Source organism: Paenibacillus antri, from assembly GCF_005765165.1.
GTDB classification, from domain to species: Bacteria; Bacillota; Bacilli; order Paenibacillales; family YIM-B00363; genus Paenibacillus_AE; species Paenibacillus_AE antri.
The window spans coordinates 401,090-421,201 of sequence record NZ_VCIW01000003.1; the positions used below are offsets into that span (position 1 = coordinate 401,090).

Below are 20,112 nucleotides of genomic sequence, written 5' to 3' on the forward strand. Positions count from 1 at the left end.
GAGAGACAGATGAAGAAGCTGCACGGAATGGGGACATGGAGACGATGGACGAGGCTGGCGGCGTTGACGGCGGCGCTGACGCTGCCGCTGCCGGCGGTCGCCGTGGCGGCGACGCCCGCGGAACAGCTGAACGAAGTGTTCGGATACATCGAGGATCTTCATGTCTCGGGAACGTCCGGAGAGGCGCTGCGGGACGCGGCCATTCGGGGCATGCTGGACGAGCTGAACGATCCGTATACGGCCTATTACGACGAAGCGATGTGGAAGTCGCTGCACGACGCCTACGAGCAAGTGATGGTCGGCATCGGCATTCAATACGCGCAAACCGATGAAGGACTTAGAATCTTACGCGTGTACGCGGATTCGGCCGCGGAGGATGCGGGACTGCGCGCGGGCGACGTCGTCGTCGGCGTCGGAGGCAAGGCGGTGAAGTCTCATCCGTTGGAAGAGATCACGAACGATCTGCTCGGACCCGCGGGCACCGAGGCGAAGCTGGACGTCCTCGACGGGGCGAGCCGGAAGAAGAAGACGGTCGTCGTCACGCGGAGGGCGTTCCACATTCCTTCGGTGACCTATGAGCTGATGGACGGCGGCGTCGGGTATATCCGGATCGATTCGTTCTCGAGCGATACGGCGGCTCGATTCGGCGATGCGATGTGGACGTTCGCGAACGAACCTTCGCTCGCGGCGATCGTCGTCGACGTACGCGGCAATCCGGGCGGGTACTTGGATGCGGCGAGAAGCGTCTCGTCGTTCTTCATCGAGGAAGGTCCGCTGCTCCACACGATCGATCGGAACGGCGTGGAAGTCGCCCTCGAGATCGAAGGAGGCGGCAAAGTCGGGCTGCCGGTAGCGGTACTTGTGGATGGCAACAGCGCCAGCGCGTCCGAGGTGTTCGCCGGCGCGATGCAGGATTACGGCGTCGGGACGATCGTCGGCGCGAAGACGTTCGGCAAGGGGAGCGTGCAACAGCTGATCGAGCTGCAAGGCGGCGGAGGGCTGAAGGTGACGATCGAGCATTATCTGACTCCGAAGATGAACCCGGTCAACGGCGTCGGCATTACGCCGGACGCGGCGGCGACGCATCCGCTCGACGCGACGGTCACGGCGCTGCGCGAGGTCGGCATCGCGAACGTTCGCGCGGAGCTGCGTTCGTACGAGACAGTCGTCAACGGAGCGACGTTCGGCCACGTCATAAACGTCGTCCGCGAAGGCGGCCGCGTCTACGTGCCGTCGCAGGCGCTCGCGGCGTTGTCCGGGGGCGATGCGAAGTGGGACGGCGCGACGAGCGCGGTGACGATCGACGGGGGAGGACGAACGGCGGCGTTCGCCGCGGGTTCGGGACTCCTCTTGAAGGACGGAACCGGGTATATCGACGTCGGCGCCTTCGCCAAAGCGTTCCCGAACGCTACGGCGAAATCGTCGAGAAGCACCGTCGTATTGGAGTGGAGCGACCATGGGTAAGATTCGATTGTTGGACGATCATCTAGCGAACCAGATCGCCGCGGGCGAGGTCGTCGAGCGGCCGTCGTCCGTCGTGAAGGAGCTCGTGGAAAATGCGATCGACGCGGGCAGCCGGACGATCGACGTGACGGCGGAGGAAGGCGGCGTCAAGTTCATCCGCGTCGTCGACGACGGGTCCGGCATCGAGCCGGACGATCTCGAGCTCGCGTTCGAGCGGCACGCCACAAGCAAAATCCGCACCGGTAAGGATCTCTTCGCGATCCGGAGCCTCGGCTTCCGCGGCGAAGCGCTGCCGAGCATCGCGGCCGTCTCGCGCGTCGAGGTGCTGTCCGGCGCCGGCGACGACGGCGTCGCGCGGCGCATCGTCATCGAGGGCGGCGCGAAGCTCGCGTTCGAGGAGGCGGCCGCCCCGCGCGGGACCGACTTCCGGGTGAAGGATTTGTTCTACAATACGCCGGCGCGGCTCAAGTATATGAAGACGGTCCAAACCGAGCTCGGCCATATTACGGATTACATGTACCGACTGGCGCTGTCCCGGCCGGATATCGCCTTCCGGCTCGAGCATAACGGCACGCAGCTGCTCGACACGGCCGGGAACGGCGATCTGCAGCAGGCGGCCGCCGCCGTATACGGGACGGCCACGGCGAAGCGGATGATCCCGGTCGAAGCGGAGACGCCGGATTATAAGATTTCCGGTTGGATCGCTCGCCCGGACGTGACCCGCTCGAATCGGAACGGCATCACGGTCGTCGTGAACGGCCGATACGTGCGCAACTTCCAGGTGGCGCAGGCGATCCTCGCCGGGTTTCACACGCTGCTGCCGATCAACCGGTATCCGCTCGCGATCGTGCGGCTCGAGATGGAGCCGACGCTCGTCGACGTGAACGTCCATCCGGCGAAGCTCGAGGTGCGCTTCAGCAAAGACGCGGAGCTGATGGAGGCGGTGCAGCGGGCGGTGCGCGCGGCGCTGCAGCGGGAGACGCTCATTCCGAGCGGCATGGCGGGGCGGGAGCGCCGCGTCCTGCCGCCGGCCGGGTCGCAGCCGCAGGCGGTGCAAGAGACGCTGCGGCTGTACGACGCGCGTCCGGGGATCGCGCCGGGGTCGTCCGCGCGGGAGACGTCCGCGCCGCCGCCGGCGTTCAATCCGGCTCCGCAGGGCGGGGCGGCGCCTCGGCCGGCCGCGCCGTACGGCAAGCCGGCGGGGACGTACGGCGCGGCCGCGGGCGGTACGGCGCCTCCGATGCCGGCCGCGCCGTCGCGCCAGTGGGAGCCGCGCGACGCGGAGCGGCTGCTCCGGGCGATGGCGCCGTCTCCGGCGTCCGCGCCGCCGCCCGCGGCGGAAGCCGAGCCGGTGGAGCGGGACGCCGCGTCGCTGGACGCGACCGCGCCGCCGGCGGCGCCGATCGAGGAGGAAGGACCGCGGTTTCCGCATCTGTACCCGATCGGGCAGCTGCACGGTACGTATATCGTCGCGCAAAACGAAGACGGCTTGTTCCTCGTCGATCAACACGCGGCGCACGAGCGAATCAATTACGAGAGGTTCTACCAGAAGTTCGGCAGCGTGGAAGCGGTCAGCCAGCTGACGTTGTTCTCGCATACGATCGAGTTCACGTCTTCGGAAGCGCAGACGCTGCGCGATCGATTGCCGCTGCTCGAGAGCGTCGGGGTTTATCTGGAGCCGTTCGGAGGGAATACATTTAAAGTGCGGTCCCATCCGAGCTGGTTCCCGGACGGCGAAGAGGCGTCGCTCATCGAAGAGATGACGCAGTGGGTGCTGAGCGAGCGCAGCCCCGACGTCGCGAAAATTCGCGAGGCGTCGGCGATTATGTGCTCTTGCAAGGCGTCCATTAAGGCGAACCAATCGCAGTCGATTCCGGCGCTCGAGTCGCTGCTCGCGCGCCTCGCCGCCTGCAAGAACCCGTTCACGTGCCCGCACGGCCGCCCGATCGTAGTCAGCTTTACGAAGCGGGATCTCGAGAAACTATTCAAGCGGGTGATGTAATGCGCGCCGTCATCGTGACGACGACGTACAAGCCCTCCGCCGACATCGAAGCGAAAGGACGGGCGGCCGCGCAGCGTCTCGGCGGGCGGTACGCGCCGCGAGGCGGAGCTTCGGTCCGTAAGCTTCAGGATCGATTTCCGGGGGCGTCGGTCGTCGTCCTTGGACCCAACACGTTGGAGTGGCATCCGGAGCAGGGCGGGAAGCCGTTCTTCTTCCACCCCGGCATGAGTCTCGTCCGGGCGAAGCGGCTTGCCGCCGGCGAACGCGACGCGATGCTCGACGCATGCCGGCTCGAGCCGGGCGACGCGATCGTCGACTGCACGGCCGGACTCGGCTCGGACGCGATCCTGTTCAGCTACGCGGGCGGCCCGGACAGCCGGGTCGTCGCCGTGGAGAGCCAGCTGCCGCTGCACTATATCGTCTCGCAAGGGCTTCGCTCGCACGAAACCGGATGGCCGGCGTTCGACGAGGCGATGCGCCGGGTGGAGCCGGTGCATGCGGACCACTCGGCATACCTCCGTTCGCTGTCCGACCGCAGCGTCGACGTCGTATATTTCGATCCGATGTTCGGGGACCCGGTCCGTACGTCCGCGGGCATCGCGCCGCTTCGCGCCTTCGCGAACGACGCGCCGGTGACGGAGGAGGCGATCGAGGAAGCCCGGAGGGTAGCTAGGAAGACGGTCGTTATGAAGGAGAGAGGCGACGCGGAGGCGTGGCGGCGGTTCGGCTTCACGGTCGAAGCGAGGCCGAACGCCCCGGTCGCATACGGAGTGATACGAATTTGAAGAAGACGCCATTGCTCGTCTTGGTCGGCCCGACGGCGGTCGGCAAGACGGCGTTCAGCTTGCACGCGGGGAACCGATTCCCCGTCGAAATTATTTCCGGCGATTCCGTCCAGGTGTATAAGGGGATGGACATCGGCTCGGCGAAAGCGACCTGGGAGGAGCGGCAGGCCGTCCCGCATCATATGATCGACATCCTGCGGCCGGACGAGCCGTTCACGGTCGCGGATTTCCAGACGCGCGCCGCCGCTCTCATCGAAGACATCGCCGCCCGCGGACGGCTGCCGTTCATCGTCGGCGGAACGGGACTGTATATCGAAAGCGTCGTGTACGATTATCGATTCTCCGAGGCGATCGCCGACGAGGACGCCCGGGCGAAGTGGAACGACGTCGCGGACGCGCAAGGCACGGAAGCGCTGCACGCGCTGCTGCAGGAGCGCGATCCCGTCTCGGCGGCGCGCATCCACCCGAACGACCGCAAGCGGCTCGTTCGCGCGCTGGAGGTGTACGATGCGACCGGACGCCCGATGTCGGAACAAGCGCAAAAGCGGGAGAAGTCGTCGCCGTACGAGCTGTGCATGATCGGCCTGACGATGGACCGCGAGCTGCTGTACCGGCGGATCGAGGAGCGCGTGGACGCGATGCTCGAGAGCGGGCTGGAGGGCGAAGTGCATGAGCTGCTGCGTTCCGGTTACGACCGATCGCTCCCCTCCATGCAGGCGATCGGCTACAAGGAGATGGCGGCTTACCTGACGGGGGAAATCTCGTACGATCGAGCGGTGTATTTGCTCAAGCGCAATACGAGACACTTCGCCAAGCGCCAACTGAGCTGGTTTCGCGCGATGCCCCAAATTCATTGGGTCGATGTTACGGATACGGCAAATTTCATTACCCAAAGCGACGCCATTAATGATATAATAGCCACAACGTTTCCGACTTCGGACTATCCATTTCATTCGCCAGAGGCATAGGGGGCTTCATGATGAACAAGTCGATCAACATTCAAGATACGTTCCTTAACACGCTTCGCAAGGAGAACATCCCGGTCACCGTGTACTTGACCAACGGGTTCCAAATCCGAGGCGTCATTCGCGCCTTCGATAATTTCACGATCGTGATCGACAGCGACGGCCGTCAGCAGATGGTGTACAAGCACGCGATTTCGACGTTTACGCCGCAGCGCAGCGTGTCGCTCGCGTACGAGACGAATTCGGACGCGTAATCTTTTTGAAACTTTTTCGCACGCACATCGTCTATAATGATACGCCGGAGCAACCCTTTCGGGGTTGTTCTTTTTGCGTATAGAGAAGATTAGAGAGAAAGCAATCGGATGGAAGAGGTGACGACAGATGAATTTTCGGAGATGGGTCATCGGCATTTTCAGCGTGTTGACGTTGGGGTTATTGATTTTCATCGCGGGCTACTTCGTCATTTATATGAACGGTCACACGCTGCTCCAGAAAAACATGGAGAAGCTCGACATGGCCGAGGCGACGGTCGTCTACGACCGGAACGGCAACGAGTTCGCCCGTCTGTTCATGCAGAACCGGGAGCTCGTCACGTTGGACCAAGTGCCCGACAAGCTGGAACAGGCGATTATCGCGACGGAAGATCAGCGGTTCGAGTCGCACGCCGGGGTCGATTTCTGGTCGATCGGACGCGCGATCGTGAAGGACATCGTCGCCCGCGATCTCGTGGAGGGCGGCAGCACGATTACCCAACAGGTCGCGAAAAATATGTTCCTGTCCGCGGACAAGACGTTCTTCCGCAAGGCGACCGAGGTATCGATCGCGTTGGCGCTGGAGAACAATTTCGGGAAGGACGAAATCTTGGAGATGTACCTCAACCGGATCTATTTCGGGAACGGGGCTTACGGCGTGAAGGCGGCGGCGGAGCGCCACTTCGGCAAGGACGATCTGGAGGACCTCAGCCTGCTCGAGATCGCGGTTCTCGCGGGGATGCCGAAGGCGCCGAATACGTATTCGCCGACCAACAATCCCGATAAGGCGCTCGAGCGGGCGGCCGTCGTGCTGTCGTTAATGAAGGATCAAGGCTATATTACGGAAGAGGAGCGCCGCGAAGCGCTGAACAGTACGTTGGGCAAACCGGCCCCTCGGGGGGACGGCTCGGCGTCGGCCATGAAGGATTACGTGCTCGAACAAGCGGCGTTGGTCACCGGGAAATCGGAGGAAGAGCTTCGCATCGGCGGGTACGAAATTCATACGACGGTGGACGCCAAGGCGCAGCAAGCGATGGACGAAGCGTTCGCGAATCCGGACTTGTTCCCCGAGGACGGACCGAAGCAAGTCGCGCAGGGCGCGATGGTGATCGTCGAGCCGAAGACGGGCGGCATCGTCGCGATGAACGGCGGAAGGAACTATGTGGAAAAAGGGTTCAACCGCGCGCTCGCGGACCGTCAGCCCGGCTCCTCGTTCAAGCCGATCGCGGTGTACGGTCCCGCGCTCGAGACGGGGAATTGGCAGCCGTATTCGATCCTGAAGGACGAAAAGATGTCGTTCGGCAATTATAGCCCTAGCAACTTGAGCGGCAAGTACGCCGGCGAAATGACGATGATGGAGGCCGTACGTCGTTCGATCAACCTTCCTACGGTCTGGCTGCTGAACGAGATCGGCGTCGACCGTGGGCTTCGGTTCGCGAAAGATCTCGGCATCGACATGGACGCGAAGGACCGGAACCTCGCGATCGCGCTCGGCGGCTTGACGCACGGGGCGTCGCCGCTCGAGATGGCGCGCGCGTACGGAGCGTTCGCGAACAACGGCGTTTTGGCGGAGACGCATGTAATCACCGAGGTGCTGGATACGGACGGACATCGCGTGTACGCCTTCGAGCCTTCGGAGAAACGCGTCATGAGCGAGCGAACGGCGTACTATGCGACGACGCTGCTCGAAGCCGTCACGCAGAAGGGCGGCACCGGCACGAAGGCGAACTTCGGCCGTCCGGTCGCCGGCAAAACCGGAACGACGCAGCTCGGACTGAAGGGCGTGAAAGACTCTGCCGGCAACCGCGACATTTGGTTCGTCGGATATACGCCGCAATACGCCGCCGCGGTATGGATGGGCTTCGACGAGACGAACGCCGAGCATTACGTGAAGTCGGGCAGCGGCACGGCGGCGGCGATGTTCGCCGCGGTCATGAAGAAGGCGATGGAAGGCATGGAAGTACAGGACTTCAAGCGTCCTTCCGGGGTCGAAGAGCCGAAGGAAGTCGAAGCGCCCGCGGCGATCGCCGATCTGTCGGGGTTCTACGACGCCGAGAAGCGGGAAGCGGTGCTGACGTGGTCGGCGCTGCCGGAAGCGGAGGGCATCGAGTACCGGCTGTATCGGAAGGTAGAGCCGTTCGACGCGCCGGCGGAGATGCTGCACGCCTCGGATTCGACGACCGTGATCGATATTTCGGGCGCTGCCGGGAAGAAGTACATGTATTACGTGACCGCCTACTCGAAAGAGACGGAGCTCGAGAGCGCGCCGTCGAACGTCGTCGAGGTCGTCGTGCCGGGCGAGGGCGAAGGGGCCGGCATCGGCGACGACTTGCCGGTGCTGCCGGATATCTTGCCTGGCGAAGACGGCGCTGGCGGCGACGGGGCCGGTGACGACGGTCAAGAGACCGGCGGCGGCAATGGCAATGGCAACGGTAACGGCAACGGCAACGGCAACGGCGGCAATGCCGGCGGGTCCGGCGGCGACGCGGGGCAACCGGATCAGCCGACGGACGACGACGAGCCGGTCGATAGCGACGACGGCGAGGATGCGGACGCGCCGGAAGGGTTGTAAGCAAGGTAGGGGAGTCGGCGAACATGGCCGGCTCCCTTTTTTCTACGATGGGATTTGATTGTCGTGCGGCGGTCAAGCTACAATGACATTGGAAGTTTACGGAGGAGGCACACAGGGATGAAGAAGTGGGTACGCGCCGCATTGATTTTGACGACGGCGGCGGCGATGTCGGCCGGCTGCGGAACTCAGCCGGCTCAGGAGCAGGGAAGCGGCGGCGGGGAGCGGCAGACGTCGTTCGACAAGGCGCCCGAGATGCAAATCGACGAAGCGAAGTCGTACGAGGCTGTCGTGAAGACGTCCAAGGGGGAATTCACGATCGAGCTGTTCGCGAAGGACGCGCCGGTTACGGTGAACAGCTTCGTCTTCTTATCTCGTCAGAAGTATTACGAAGGGATCGTCTTCCATCGGATCGTTCCGGATTACATCATTCAGACGGGCGACCCGACGGGCACCGGACGCGGCGGACCAGGCTATTCGTTCGAGGACGAGCTCGGCGGACCGCATGAATACGGCCCGGGCATCGTAGCTATGGCGAATGCCGGCGCGAATACGAACGGAAGCCAGTTTTTCATCTGCACCGGCGAATGGAGCAAGAAGCTGAACGAGATTCCGAATTACACGATCTTCGGCCGCATTAAGGACGGCATGGACACCGTGCTCGCGATCGGCGCGACGCCGGTGGGCGGCATGAACAACGACACGCCGCAGGAGAAGATCACGATCGAATCGATTACGATTCATGAATCCTAATTCGGGCGCGATCCGTATCTACGGCGTCGACTTCAGCGGGGCGCGCGATCCGTCGGGCAAGCTGTTCGTCGCATCCGGGACGCTCGCGGCGGACGGCTCGGCGTTCGACCTCGAGCGCGTCGCCATGTGCGACGACCGGCTGGACGCGTTCGCGATGATGCTGCGTTCGCCGGCCGGCTCGATCTGGGGATGGGACGTTCCGTTCGCACCCGCCGGGCCGGCTTATGACAAGCTCGGATTTACCGCATGGGAGGAGTGGCTGTCGCTGGCGGCCGGCTCCTCCCGTTCGTCGTTCCTTGAGAAGCTCGACGCTGCGTTCCCGCCTTTCGAGACGCCGTGCGCGGCCCATGGCTGGGCTTGCCGGCATACGGACGTCGTCTGCCGCGCCGCCAGTCCGTTCAAGCGCGTGCAGCCGAATTTGCGCGCCATGATCTACGCCGGCTGGAAGCTGCTGGCGTACGCGAGGGAAGCCGGCTGCGCCGTCTTTCCGTTCGACGACGCCGGCGGGACGCGCGGCGGTCCGACGCTCTACGAGGTGTACCCGTCGCACACGGCGCGGCTGGCGGGCGGCGCGCGTCGTCTCGACCTGTCGGCCGCCGCCGAGGCAACGCGCGCCGTCGCAGGTTGGCGTCTCCCGCCGGCGACGGAAGGCGTTGCCGGCGCGGTGCCGAGCCAGGACGCCGCGGACGCCTGCGTCGCGTGTTTGACGCTGGCAGCCGCCTACGCGCGCGAGAGGGCGTCGCTCGCCGGCGGCGGGCGGCCGTCCTTCGCGACCGACGCGGAGTGGGCGGCCCGCCGTCGGGAGGGGCTGATCGTGCGCCTGGCCGAGTAGCCGGAGTAACGCCGACTAACCGCGGGCCGGCGAGCCCTCGGCCGCCCCCCTTGCCGAGAAAGCTCATGCTTCGGCGTTCTCCCGCATAAGATGTACCATCGTCCGTCATCCCGCCTTTTCTCCGCATTCCGCTCGCCGACCCGGCTTCGTACGCACCCTTTACCCGCGACAAAATATTTATCGGTTCTCTAGACGGGTGCCCGCACGAGTCACGCATTCCTGGGCACTTGCGTATACTGCTAGCACCTTCCACAAACGAGGTGAGCCCATGAACAACCGCAGCACGCTGAGAGACGCGAATGCCGCCGTTCCCGTTCCTCCCGCCGCCGCCGATAAACCGTCGCGAAAAATCCAAGTCGTCCTGCGCAACGGAGACGGATATCCGAACCAGGCCCCTCAACCGGCGCCGACGGTCCATCCGAAGACGCTGCTTCTGCAAAGCCCGTTCGGCGACATTTTCAAAGAGCTTGATCAGATGGTCGGTCTGGAGCATGTGAAAGAGCTCGTGTACGAAATTTACGCGATGCTTCAAATTTCCCAATATCGCGCCGACGCCGGGCTTCAGAGCAAATCGCACGTATATCATATGATTTTCAAAGGGAACCCGGGCACGGGCAAGACGACGGTCGCCCGGCTCGTCGCCAAGCTGTTCCATCGAATGGGCGTGCTGAGCAAAGGGCATTTCATCGAGGTGGAACGAGCGGATTTGGTCGGCGAATACATCGGCCACACGGCCATTAAGACAAGGGAGTTAGTGAAGAAAGCGCTCGGAGGAATATTGTTTATCGACGAAGCGTACAGCTTGGCCCGGGGCGGGGAGAAGGATTTCGGCAAAGAGGCGATCGACGCGCTCGTCAAGGGGATGGAGGATCATCGCGAGGATTTCATCTTGATTCTGGCCGGCTATTCCGAAGAGATGGAGCAGTTCCTTACGCTGAACCCCGGCTTGCCGTCGCGCTTCCCGATTCAGATCGACTTCGGCGATTATTCCGTCGACGAATTGCTGTTGATCGCGGAATCGATGGCGAAGGAACGCGAATATGTGCTGCTCCCCGGGGCGACGCATCGCCTGAAGCAGATGTTGACCGAAGAGAAGCACGTGTTCTGGCGATCGTTCGCGAACGCGCGGTATGTGCGCAACTTGCTCGATAAGGCGGTTCGGAATCAAGCGGTGCGGCTGCTGCACCAGCATCCGAACGTACCGTCGAAGCAGGAGCTGATGACGCTCCGTCCGGAGGATTTGGCAACCAAGCGATAAGCGGAAGAAGAACCGAAAAGACCGTTAGGCGAGCGCGACGCCTAACGGTCTTTTTTATGTCGTGCGCTTTCGCGGCGCACCGATCGTCGCGACGTCCCCAGCTCGCGCTTATGCTTGTCCGTCTTTGTCGGAAGCTGTCGCGCCATCTGTACAGTTCAAGATTGACAGTCGCTTGGTGCCCATTTGATAACAGGAGGCGCTTATTTACAGTTTCCTCGCGGGGCAAGGTTTGGCATGCTGAAAGCGCTTGCCGTCATCTTAGAAAATTCAGGCAGAGGGAGGATCGCGCATACACGAAACAACTCGATAAGGAGGAGCGCACGATGAATCGAATCGGTACGGCGTTAACGAAGAAACATCTGGCTATGCTGTTAGCCGCCCTGCTTCTGGCGTATTCGGCGTTCTCGTTCGCGGCCGCGCAGTCGGACGGTGGTTCGACGGCCGTAACGGAGGACGTCTATGGAGAGCAACCGCCGGGAACGGGCGACGGGAGCGACGAACCGACCGTCACGTCGAACGTATACGACGAGAGCGGCCTATGGGTCACGCAGGCGGACCTCGCGGTATTCGAGCCGGCGGCCGGCGGCGTCACGTTGTCCGGCAAAGACGCGATCGCCGCGTACGCGCCGAAGAAGTTCAAGGACGAGGCGTTCAGCTTTACGTTGAACGCGAGCTTGGAGAACGGCGCATGGCCGGCGGTCGCGCTTCGGATGGACAACTACGCGACGCCGATCTGGCACGACAATGCGGGGTACTTGATCGTCTTTAAGGCGGAGAAGCTGGAAATCCAAAAGTTCGGGGAGAAAGGGTACTACAAGGAGCTTCCGAACGCGGGCATCGTCGGCAGCGGCACGGACCATCAGGTACGGGTCGGCGCCGTCGACATCGAAGGCGGCGTCAAGCTGACGTTGATCGTCGACGGGAAGCTCGTGTACGAATGGGAGGACACAGATCACCCCGTTTTGAACGAAGGCTTCTTCGGCCTGTACGCGATGGCCGGCATGCCGGCGACGGTGAAGCAGTTCACGATCCACGAGGAACGACGCGCGAACGGTTGGGTGACCAGCGCGCCGGCCGCCGTACTGGAGCCGCTTGCGAACGGCGTAACGCTGTCGGGCTCCGATGCGATCGCGGCGTACGAGAAGAAGCAGTACCGCAACGCTACGTATGAGTTTACGTTCAATGCGGACCTGCAGGAGACGTGGCCGGCCGTCGCGCTGCGAATGGACAACTACGACACACCGATCTGGACCCGAAACTCGGGCTATTTGATCGTGTTTAAAGCGGGCATGTTCGAGGTGCAGCGCTTCGGAGCGACGCATTATATCAAGGAGCTGCCGAATCCGGGTCTCTTCAACGACGGCACCGATCATAGGGTGAAGGTCGGCGCGGTAGACGTCGAAGGCGGCGTGAAGATTACGCTCGCGGTCGACGGGAAGCCGATTCACGAATGGATCGATTCCGAGAATCCGATTTACGACGAAGGCTACTTCGGTCTGTACGCGATGGCGGGCAAGCCGGCCGCCGTGAAAAACCTGGTTATCCGCGAGGAACGGCGGGCGAACGGCTGGGTTACGAGCGTAGAGACCGCTTCGCTCGAGTCCGTCGAGGGCGGCGTCACCTTGTCCGGCAACGGCGCGATCGCCGCTTACGACTTGAAGAAGTTCCGCAACGAGACGTTCACGTTCGACTTCAACGCGGATCTCGAAAATACTTGGCCCGCAGTGGCGATGCGCATGGACAATTACGACACGGAAATTTGGAATCGGAATTCCGGATACCTCGTCGTCTTTAAATCCGACAAGATCGAGGTGCAGCGCTTCGGCGCCGCGCACCATATCGCGGAGCTGCCGAATCCCGGCATCGTCAACAGCGGCACGGATCATAAGATACAGCTGAGCTCCGCGGACGTCGCGGGCGGCGTAAAGCTGACGCTGAAGGTCGACGGCGCGCTCGTGTACGAATGGGTCGACTCGGAGCATCCGATCTTGAACGACGGCTATCTCGGCCTGTACGCGATGGCCGGCAAACCGGTTTCGATCAAGAACCTGAGGTTCGGCAAAGAAAACGACCCGTTTACGAAGGGACCGCTGGAGGACCTCAAGTTTACGGACGTGACCGAGGCGACGCCGTTTCGGGATTCGATCCATTTCCTAACGTACACGAAGGTGGTACCGAACGAGGCGACGACGTTCGAGCCGGAGCTTACGGTCTCGGCGGACGACTTCGTCCGCATGGCGGTAACCGCGATGTGCCATACAGTCTCGCAGCCGTGCGACGGCCTGACCGGCGCCGCGGCGATCGATAAGGCGGTCCAAGCGGGCCTTATCGCGGACGGCGAGCTTCCTTCGGAGGATCCGATTCGCTACGGCGACGCGATCGACATGCTGACGCGCGCGTTGACGTATTCCGAGATCGACGCGGCGGAAGCCGAGCAATTCGCGAACGCGATTCCCGGCGCCGGCGACGACAGCACATTGACGAGGGCGCAGACCGCCGAGCTGCTGATGCGATTCATGCATGTCTACTAAACGAGAAGGAGGGGCACCGATGCGGAAACAGATCAGCCTAGTCACGGTCGCCGCGATGCTTCTTTCGCTCCTAAGCGGCATGCCCGCGCCTGCGTCCTACGCCGCGGACGCGGCCGTCTACGTAGACGCGGAGCGCGGCAGCGACGCGAACGCCGGAACCGAGGCGGCGCCGGTCAAGACGTTAGCGAAGGCGAGAGACCTCGTGCGCACGATGAACGACGATATGACGTCGGACCTCTATGTGTATTTGAGAGGCGGCGATTACGGGTTCGACGCGACGGTCGTCTTCGACGAACGGGATTCCGGCACGAACGGGTTCGACGTCGTCTATGCGAGCTACCCGGGGGAGAAAGCCGTGCTTCATGCGGGCGAACGCGTCACCGGTTGGGAGCCGTACGAGGGAGAGATCTATAAGGCGAACGTCGGCGCGAACTGGACGTTCGAGACGTTGACGGAAGACGGCGAGATGCTGACGAAGGCGAGGCACCCGAATACGGGGTATAGCCGCGTACACAAGTATAGCAGCGCCTCCCCGAGATCGTCGTTTTACTTCCGGGACGGCGATATTCCGCCGATCGCGAATCTGGCCGGATTGGAAATCTTCGCGATTCCGGGCGGTCCGACGGGCGAATGGAGCTGGGCCAGCTCGATTACGGACATCGTCAGCGTGAACCGCGAGACGAAGTTCGTGCAGCTTGGGAATACCGTGGCTTACGAGATGGGCATCGGCTCGCGGTATTACGTCATGGGCAGCCTGGAGCTTCTTGACGCGCCGGGCGAGTTTTACCTGGATAAACAAGCCGGCGTACTGTACTACTGGCCGCTCGAGCTGCCGATCGAGGCGCAGACGATCGTCGCGCCGAAGATGCGCAAGCTAATCGAGCTGAAGGGCAGCAGCCCGGACAGCCGCGTCGCGAATATTACGTTCCAAGACCTGACGTTCACCGGCGGCGATCGCCGCACGCGTGACGACGCGTACGACCAAGCGCTCGTCACGATGACGAACTCCGCGGGCATCTCGATCTTGGACAACGTGTTCGAGAATACCGGCGCGACCGGCGTATCCGCGGTCGATTGGGCGGAGTATATCCGGATCAGCGGCAACGTGTTCCGCAACATCGGCACGTCCGGCGTTCAGCTGGTTTCCGGGAACTACAAGACGCTTCAGTACAAGAACAAGTTCAACGTAGTATCGAACAACCATATTCACGACATCGGCTTGTTAAGCGCCGGCTCGCCGGGCATCGCCCTAGCGAATTCGGGCGACAACGAAATCGTTCATAATTTGATTCATGACGGACCTCGAAGCGCGATCGCGCTCGGCGGCTTCGCGACGAACGGCAGCAACGGGGCGATCGCGACCGGCGAAGTCGTCGACGGCGTGCGAGTCACCTTGGAAAACCGTCACGACTTCAAGCATACGCGCAACAACCTCGTCGCGTATAACGACGTGTTCGCGCTCAACCAAAACACGCAGGACACCGGCCTCATCTATATTTGGGGCGGAGGCTTGAACAATCGGTTCGCGAACAACTACGTGCACGACAGCAATATCGAATTTTCGTTCGGGCACGGCATCTACAGCGACGACGACACGGACGGCACGATCATCGAAAACAACGTGTTGTATCGTCTGCAGTACGAGAAGACGGAAGGCAAGCTCGGCAACGCGATTTTCGCGAGAGGCGTAGGCACGAAAATCAAAAACAACGTCATCGCGGACAACGACATTACCGACGCGGTATTCGGCTCTCAGCCGGGCGGCGCGCCGCGGGAGCAGTTCGAAATCGAACGCAACGTCGTGTTGAATCGCGGCACGTCCGGAAAGTACGTCTATTCGTTCTCGGATTGGACGGACGCCGCGGTAAAGTCGGCGTCGAACAATCTGTATTTCAACGAAAGCGGAGAGTACATGGTGAACGGCGTACCTCCGGGCAATATGCCGCTGCTCGATTGGCAGCAGCTGCAAAACAATAAGTTCGATCAATCGACGATTCATGAAGATCCGTTGCTGCGGAATGCGGTAAAGGAGGATTTCCGGTTCCGGTATCAATCGCCCGCTTACGGTCTTGGGATCGAGAACGTCGACCTGTCGAACGTCGGTTTGACGTCCGATTTCAAATACGCGGTACCGGGCGATCCGCTCGGCAGCGTATTCGTGAAAGGCGAGCAAGGCGAGGTCGCGGCCGTCGAGCTGACGGAAGGCGCGAGCTCGGCGCTGCAAGTCGCCGCACGTACCGAGAAGGGCTTCGTTCTTGATTTGTCGGGCGCGCAAGTCTCGTTTCAAAGCTCGAACGAGTCGGTCGCGACCGTCGACGCGGACGGCGTCGTAACGGCCGTCGGCTCCGGTCTTGCCGTCGTCACGGCAAGCGTGACGGCGGGCGGCGCGACCGAGAGCTCCGACATCGACGTCGCGGTGGGCGACGAGCTGACCGGTCTGGAGCTGTCTGCCGTTCGCACAGGACTTTTGGTCGGCCAGCAGGTTTCGCTGTCGGCCGTCGGCACGACCGCGTTCGGGGGGCGCCTCGTTCCGAACGTCGCGTATGCCAGCTCCGACGAATCGGTGGCGACGGTGGACGCGAACGGTCGAGTTACGGCCGTCGGACTCGGCGCCGCGACGATTACCGCATCGGCGAACGGCGCAGACGCGGCGATCGGAATTTCCGTGAGCGCGGCGATTCTGAACTCGATCGCCTTCGCGGCGGCGGTCGCGTCGCCTGCGGCGGGAACGGAAACGGCCCTGTCCGCGACCGGGAAGCTGACGGACGGGAGCGATGCGGATTTATCGAATGCATCGATCGTGTACGCCGTCGACAATCCGTCGATCGCGTCCGTGTCGCAGGACGGCGTCTTGTCCGCGCTGACGACCGGTCGCGTACAGGTAAGCGTGCGGGTGACGCTCGGCGGCGTGACGAAAATCGCTACGCGAAGCATATTCGTAAGAGAAAGCGGATCCGAACCGGGCGGGGGCTACGGCGGCGTTCCGGGTTGGGACGTCCTGATGTACGGCGACGCGGAAGGCTCCGCGTCGGCGCAGGGCGACAACTTCGTGCTCTCGACCGAAGGCGGACGAATTTCCGGCATCGCGGACGAGATCGCCCTGCTGTCCCAGACGGCGGGCGCCGAGCATCATCGATCGACGGTTACGCTGCAAGCGAGAATCGAGCGGATCGACAGCGCGGACCCGAACGCGATCGTCGGCATAACGTTCCGAAAGAACGACACGTCTTACGCCAAGAACGCCTTAGCGGGCTTGAACGGGAAAGGCGAGCTCGTCCTGAATACGCGGAATAACGCATCGCTGCCGGGAACGCGGACGTTAGATCACGCGTCGGAGACGCTGGCGCTGCCTGCGGATCTGAAGCTGGTGAAGACGGGGAACACGGTGACCGCATATTACGGCAGACAGCCGGAAGGCTACGACACCGAGCTCGGTACGGCGGAAGTCGAGTTCGCCGGCGACTTCGTGCTCGGACTCGTCGCGTTGTCGCCGGCGGGGGAAGCGGTGACGGCGGAATTTTCCAACGTTGCGGTTACGATCTCCGAGTCGGACGCCGCGGTCGAGAGCCTCTCCCTCGACAACGACGAGTATTCGCTCGTCGTCGACGACACGCATCGGACGATCGTCACCGCGAGGTTCGATGACGGCGCGATCGCGAACGTAACGACGCAAGCGACGTTCGCGACGTCGAACGCGACGGTCGCGACCGTCGGCGCGGACGGCAAGGTGAGAGGCGTCTCTCGCGGCGTCGCCGAAATTACGGCGAGCTATCGAGGGAAGACGGCGAAGGCCGTCGTCACGGTGCGCGAGGCGATGCCGCCGGAGGATACGATCGTAGGCATCGCGCTCGATGCGGCGTCGTACGCGCTCGCCTCCGGTTCGACGCATCGGACGCGCGTGACGGCGACGTTCGACCATCCGAGTCTCGAGAAGTACGAAGCGGAGCTGGCGGCGCTGTCCGGTGGAGCGATCGTGTCCTCGAACAGCGACATTCCGGCGTCCGGCGGCGGGTTCGCGGACGGCTATTGGGCGGTCGGCGCGAGCGCGACGTGGACCGTGGAGGCGCCCGCGGGCGCGCAGGATCTCGCGATCCGTTATGCGAACGCGGGAGGTCCTCGGACGGTGAGCCTATACGCGAATGGCGCGAAGGTTAAGCAGGTGGAGCTTGCGAAGGTGGCGGACAGCTGGAGTCAGTGGAGTACCAAGACGGAATCGGTCACGCTGCTGGAAGGCGTCAATACGATCGCGCTCGCGTACGATGAGGGCGACACCGGCAACGTCAACTTCGATTATATCGGACTGACGAGAGACGCAACGGTTCTCGACGTTACGGAGGATGCTTCGTACGCGACATCCAACGCCTCCGTTGCGACGGTCGACGAGACAGGACTCGTAACGGCGAGATTCGCCGGGCAAGCCGATATAACGGTGTCGTATCTGGGGCATTCCGCAACGGCGAAGGTGACCGTACCGGGATCCGACGAAGGCTCTGGCGCGCCGAGCGATCCGCCGGCGGACGGCGCCGTGACGGTGGAGCCGGGCAAGGTGACGATCGAATCGTCCGTCGACGAGAACGGAACAGCGGCGGCCGCTGTAAGCGTCCAGCAACTGAAGGACGCCATGGCCTCCGAAACCGGGAACCTCGTCGTCGCGGTGAAGCCGGCGGGCGGCGCGACGCGAGTGGAGGTCAGCCTTCCGGCGCAGGCGTTGATCGAAACGATGCAAGGCAAGAAGACGGCGGTCCAAGTAGACACCGGAATGGGCTCGGTAACGATTTCGATCGACGAGTTGGCGCGGCATCTGGACGAGGGCTCGGCGGACGTATCGTTGTCCGTGTCGAAAGTCGATCCGGCGACCCTCCCGGACAACGTGAGAGCGGCGGTCGGCGCGAACGCCGTGCTCGACTTGAGCTTAAGCGTCGACGGGAAGGCGATCACGGACTTCGCGGGTCGGAACAACGTCGAGGTCACGTTCCCGTACGAATTGGCGCCCGGACAGAAGCCGAACCAAGTCGTCGTTTATTACATCGATAACGACGGGAAGCTGGAGACGGTGCGCAACGGGAAGTACGACGCGGCGACAGGCACGGTAACCTTCCGCCCGAAACACTTCAGCATGTACGCGGCCGCCGCGAACGCGATATCGTTCGTCGATACGTCGGAGACGGCATGGGCGACGGAAGCGATCGAGTCGCTTGCGGCGCGAGGCATCGTGCAGGGCGTAGGCGAAGGCGCATTCCGACCGGCGCGCGAAGTGACGCGCGCCGAGTTCGCGCACATGCTCGTCGGGGCGCTTGACGTCGGCGCCGTCGAGATCGACGAATCCCGGTTTACGGACGTTACGGCGGGCGATTGGTACGCCGAGTCCGTAACCGTCGCGGAGACGCTCGGGATCGTGAACGGCAGGCCGAACGGCGCCTTCGGAGCCGACGACGCGATTACGCGCGAGGAGATGGCCGTCATGATCGATCGGGCGGCGAAGCTTCTGGCCGCGGCGCTGCCGACTGGCCCGAAGAAGACGTTCGCCGACGAACGCGACATGTCCGCGTTCGCGGCGGAAGCGATCGGCCGAATGCAGCAAGCGGGCTTGATTCAAGGAATGGGCGACGGTTCGTTCGCGCCGAAGGCGACGGCGACCCGCGCGCAGACCGCGAATATCGTATACGCTCTATTTAAGCTTCTGTAAACAACTTGAGGAGCCGTCCCTAGGTGAAGAGGGGCGGCTTCTTGCCGTCTATTCGACTTGCGAACCGTGAAGCCGGCGGTAATGCCTCGGCGACATGCCGGTATGCTTGCGGAAGACGCGATTGAAGAAGCTGACGTCTTGAAATCCGGCGCTGTACGCCACGTAGACGATCTTCGTATCGGACGTTCGCAGCATGTCGCACGCATGGCGAATTTGCAAGGAATGCTTATAGTCGAGGAAGCTCATCCCCGTCGCCTTCTTGAACTTCGCGGTGAACGACGACACGCTCATGCCGCACGTCGCGCTCAGCTGGGCCAGCGTTAACGGCTGACGATAGTGCTCCCGCACGAAATGTACGATCGACCGCATCCATTCGTCTTTGCCGAGGGACGACTCGTCGGCGCTCCCGTTTTCCTCGTAGAACCGGTTTAACAAGACGAGACACTCGATCCATCTCGACTTCAGGATGAGACGATAGCCGCTCGCCTGCGACTCGAACTCCTCGCTCATCTTGGACAGATGCGTCTCGATCGCCGTGCGTTGACCGGGCAGCAGCGAGACGTGAGGAATGAAGGACGCGCTCTTCCGCAGGAACGGAGCCAAGTAGAAGGAGTTCACGATCGCAGGCATGCGCAAGAGGTCGTCGAATTCCCGCTGAAGGAACTCTTTCTTGAATAACACGTTATAGACGATCGTATCCTCGGCATCCGAGCCGGTGTAGCTGTGATACGTTTCCGGTTCGAGCACGAACACGTCGCCCGTAGACAGCAAGTAGCGTTGATTGGCGATGTCGTGCGTCGCGCCGCCATGGGCCACGTAGACGAATTCCAAAAAATCATGCGTATGCGTCGGGACGACTTCGCCCCGGCGTATCGTATATTTCTGGATGAAAAAGGGGAACGAAGCGTCCGGGAAAAAGGCCGCCCCTCTCAAAACGTTCACGCGCGTTCCCTCCTAGTTCTAGTTTCCTATGCGGGAAGATTCTTCTCCTAAGTATATTCGCTTCTGCTATATTG

General features: G+C 62.6%; 12 protein-coding genes. 11 read left to right on the forward strand and 1 reads right to left on the reverse strand.

Annotated elements, in window-relative coordinates; translation table 11 throughout:
• Positions 1–9 precede the first annotated feature (9 nt).
• From FE782_RS07615 to FE782_RS07665, 11 genes are all read left to right on the forward strand, one after another.
• Complete coding sequence (locus tag FE782_RS07615) at positions 10–1,464, forward strand: S41 family peptidase (RefSeq protein ID WP_138193461.1); 1,455 nt, start codon at positions 10–12, stop codon at positions 1,462–1,464.
• Complete coding sequence (mutL, locus tag FE782_RS07620; protein WP_138193462.1) at positions 1,457–3,466, forward strand: DNA mismatch repair endonuclease MutL; 2,010 nt, start codon at positions 1,457–1,459, stop codon at positions 3,464–3,466. Before FE782_RS07615 ends, mutL begins: the two co-directional genes overlap by 8 nt.
• Positions 3,466–4,251: a class I SAM-dependent methyltransferase gene (locus tag FE782_RS07625; protein WP_138193463.1), complete on the forward strand. Its 786-nt coding sequence runs from the start codon at positions 3,466–3,468 to the stop codon at positions 4,249–4,251. Before mutL ends, FE782_RS07625 begins: the two co-directional genes overlap by 1 nt.
• Positions 4,248–5,219: a tRNA (adenosine(37)-N6)-dimethylallyltransferase MiaA gene (gene miaA / locus FE782_RS07630; RefSeq protein WP_138193464.1), complete on the forward strand. Its 972-nt coding sequence runs from the start codon at positions 4,248–4,250 to the stop codon at positions 5,217–5,219. Before FE782_RS07625 ends, miaA begins: the two co-directional genes overlap by 4 nt.
• 11 nt (positions 5,220–5,230) lie before the next feature.
• Positions 5,231–5,470, forward strand: a complete 240-nt coding sequence (hfq, locus tag FE782_RS07635; protein ID WP_138193465.1) for an RNA chaperone Hfq — start codon at positions 5,231–5,233, stop codon at positions 5,468–5,470.
• Between the two features lie 127 nt (positions 5,471–5,597).
• Positions 5,598–8,039, forward strand: a complete 2,442-nt coding sequence (locus tag FE782_RS07640; protein WP_138193466.1) for a transglycosylase domain-containing protein — start codon at positions 5,598–5,600, stop codon at positions 8,037–8,039.
• Between the two features lie 117 nt (positions 8,040–8,156).
• Positions 8,157–8,789, forward strand: coding sequence for a peptidylprolyl isomerase (locus tag FE782_RS07645; protein ID WP_138193467.1), 633 nt, complete (start codon positions 8,157–8,159; stop codon positions 8,787–8,789).
• Complete coding sequence (locus tag FE782_RS07650; RefSeq protein WP_138193468.1) at positions 8,779–9,621, forward strand: hypothetical protein; 843 nt, start codon at positions 8,779–8,781, stop codon at positions 9,619–9,621. Before FE782_RS07645 ends, FE782_RS07650 begins: the two co-directional genes overlap by 11 nt.
• Before the next feature lie 268 nt (positions 9,622–9,889).
• Complete coding sequence (locus FE782_RS07655) at positions 9,890–10,879, forward strand: AAA family ATPase (protein ID WP_138193469.1); 990 nt, start codon at positions 9,890–9,892, stop codon at positions 10,877–10,879.
• Between the two features lie 323 nt (positions 10,880–11,202).
• Positions 11,203–13,410 carry a hypothetical protein gene (locus FE782_RS07660; protein WP_138193470.1) on the forward strand — a complete coding sequence of 736 codons (2,208 nt, stop codon included), beginning with the start codon at positions 11,203–11,205 and terminating at the stop codon, positions 13,408–13,410.
• Between the two features lie 19 nt (positions 13,411–13,429).
• The gene (locus FE782_RS07665) at positions 13,430–19,096 is read left to right on the forward strand and encodes an S-layer homology domain-containing protein (RefSeq protein ID WP_158299284.1); all 5,667 of its coding nucleotides are present in this window, start codon (positions 13,430–13,432) and stop codon (positions 19,094–19,096) included.
• Positions 19,097–19,144: 48 nt separating this feature from the next.
• Here FE782_RS07665 and FE782_RS07670 read toward each other — a convergent pair whose 3' ends face one another.
• A complete protein-coding gene (locus tag FE782_RS07670; protein WP_138193472.1) occupies positions 19,145–20,038 on the reverse strand; it encodes an AraC family transcriptional regulator in 894 nt (297 codons plus the stop codon).
• Positions 20,039–20,112 lie beyond the last annotated feature (74 nt).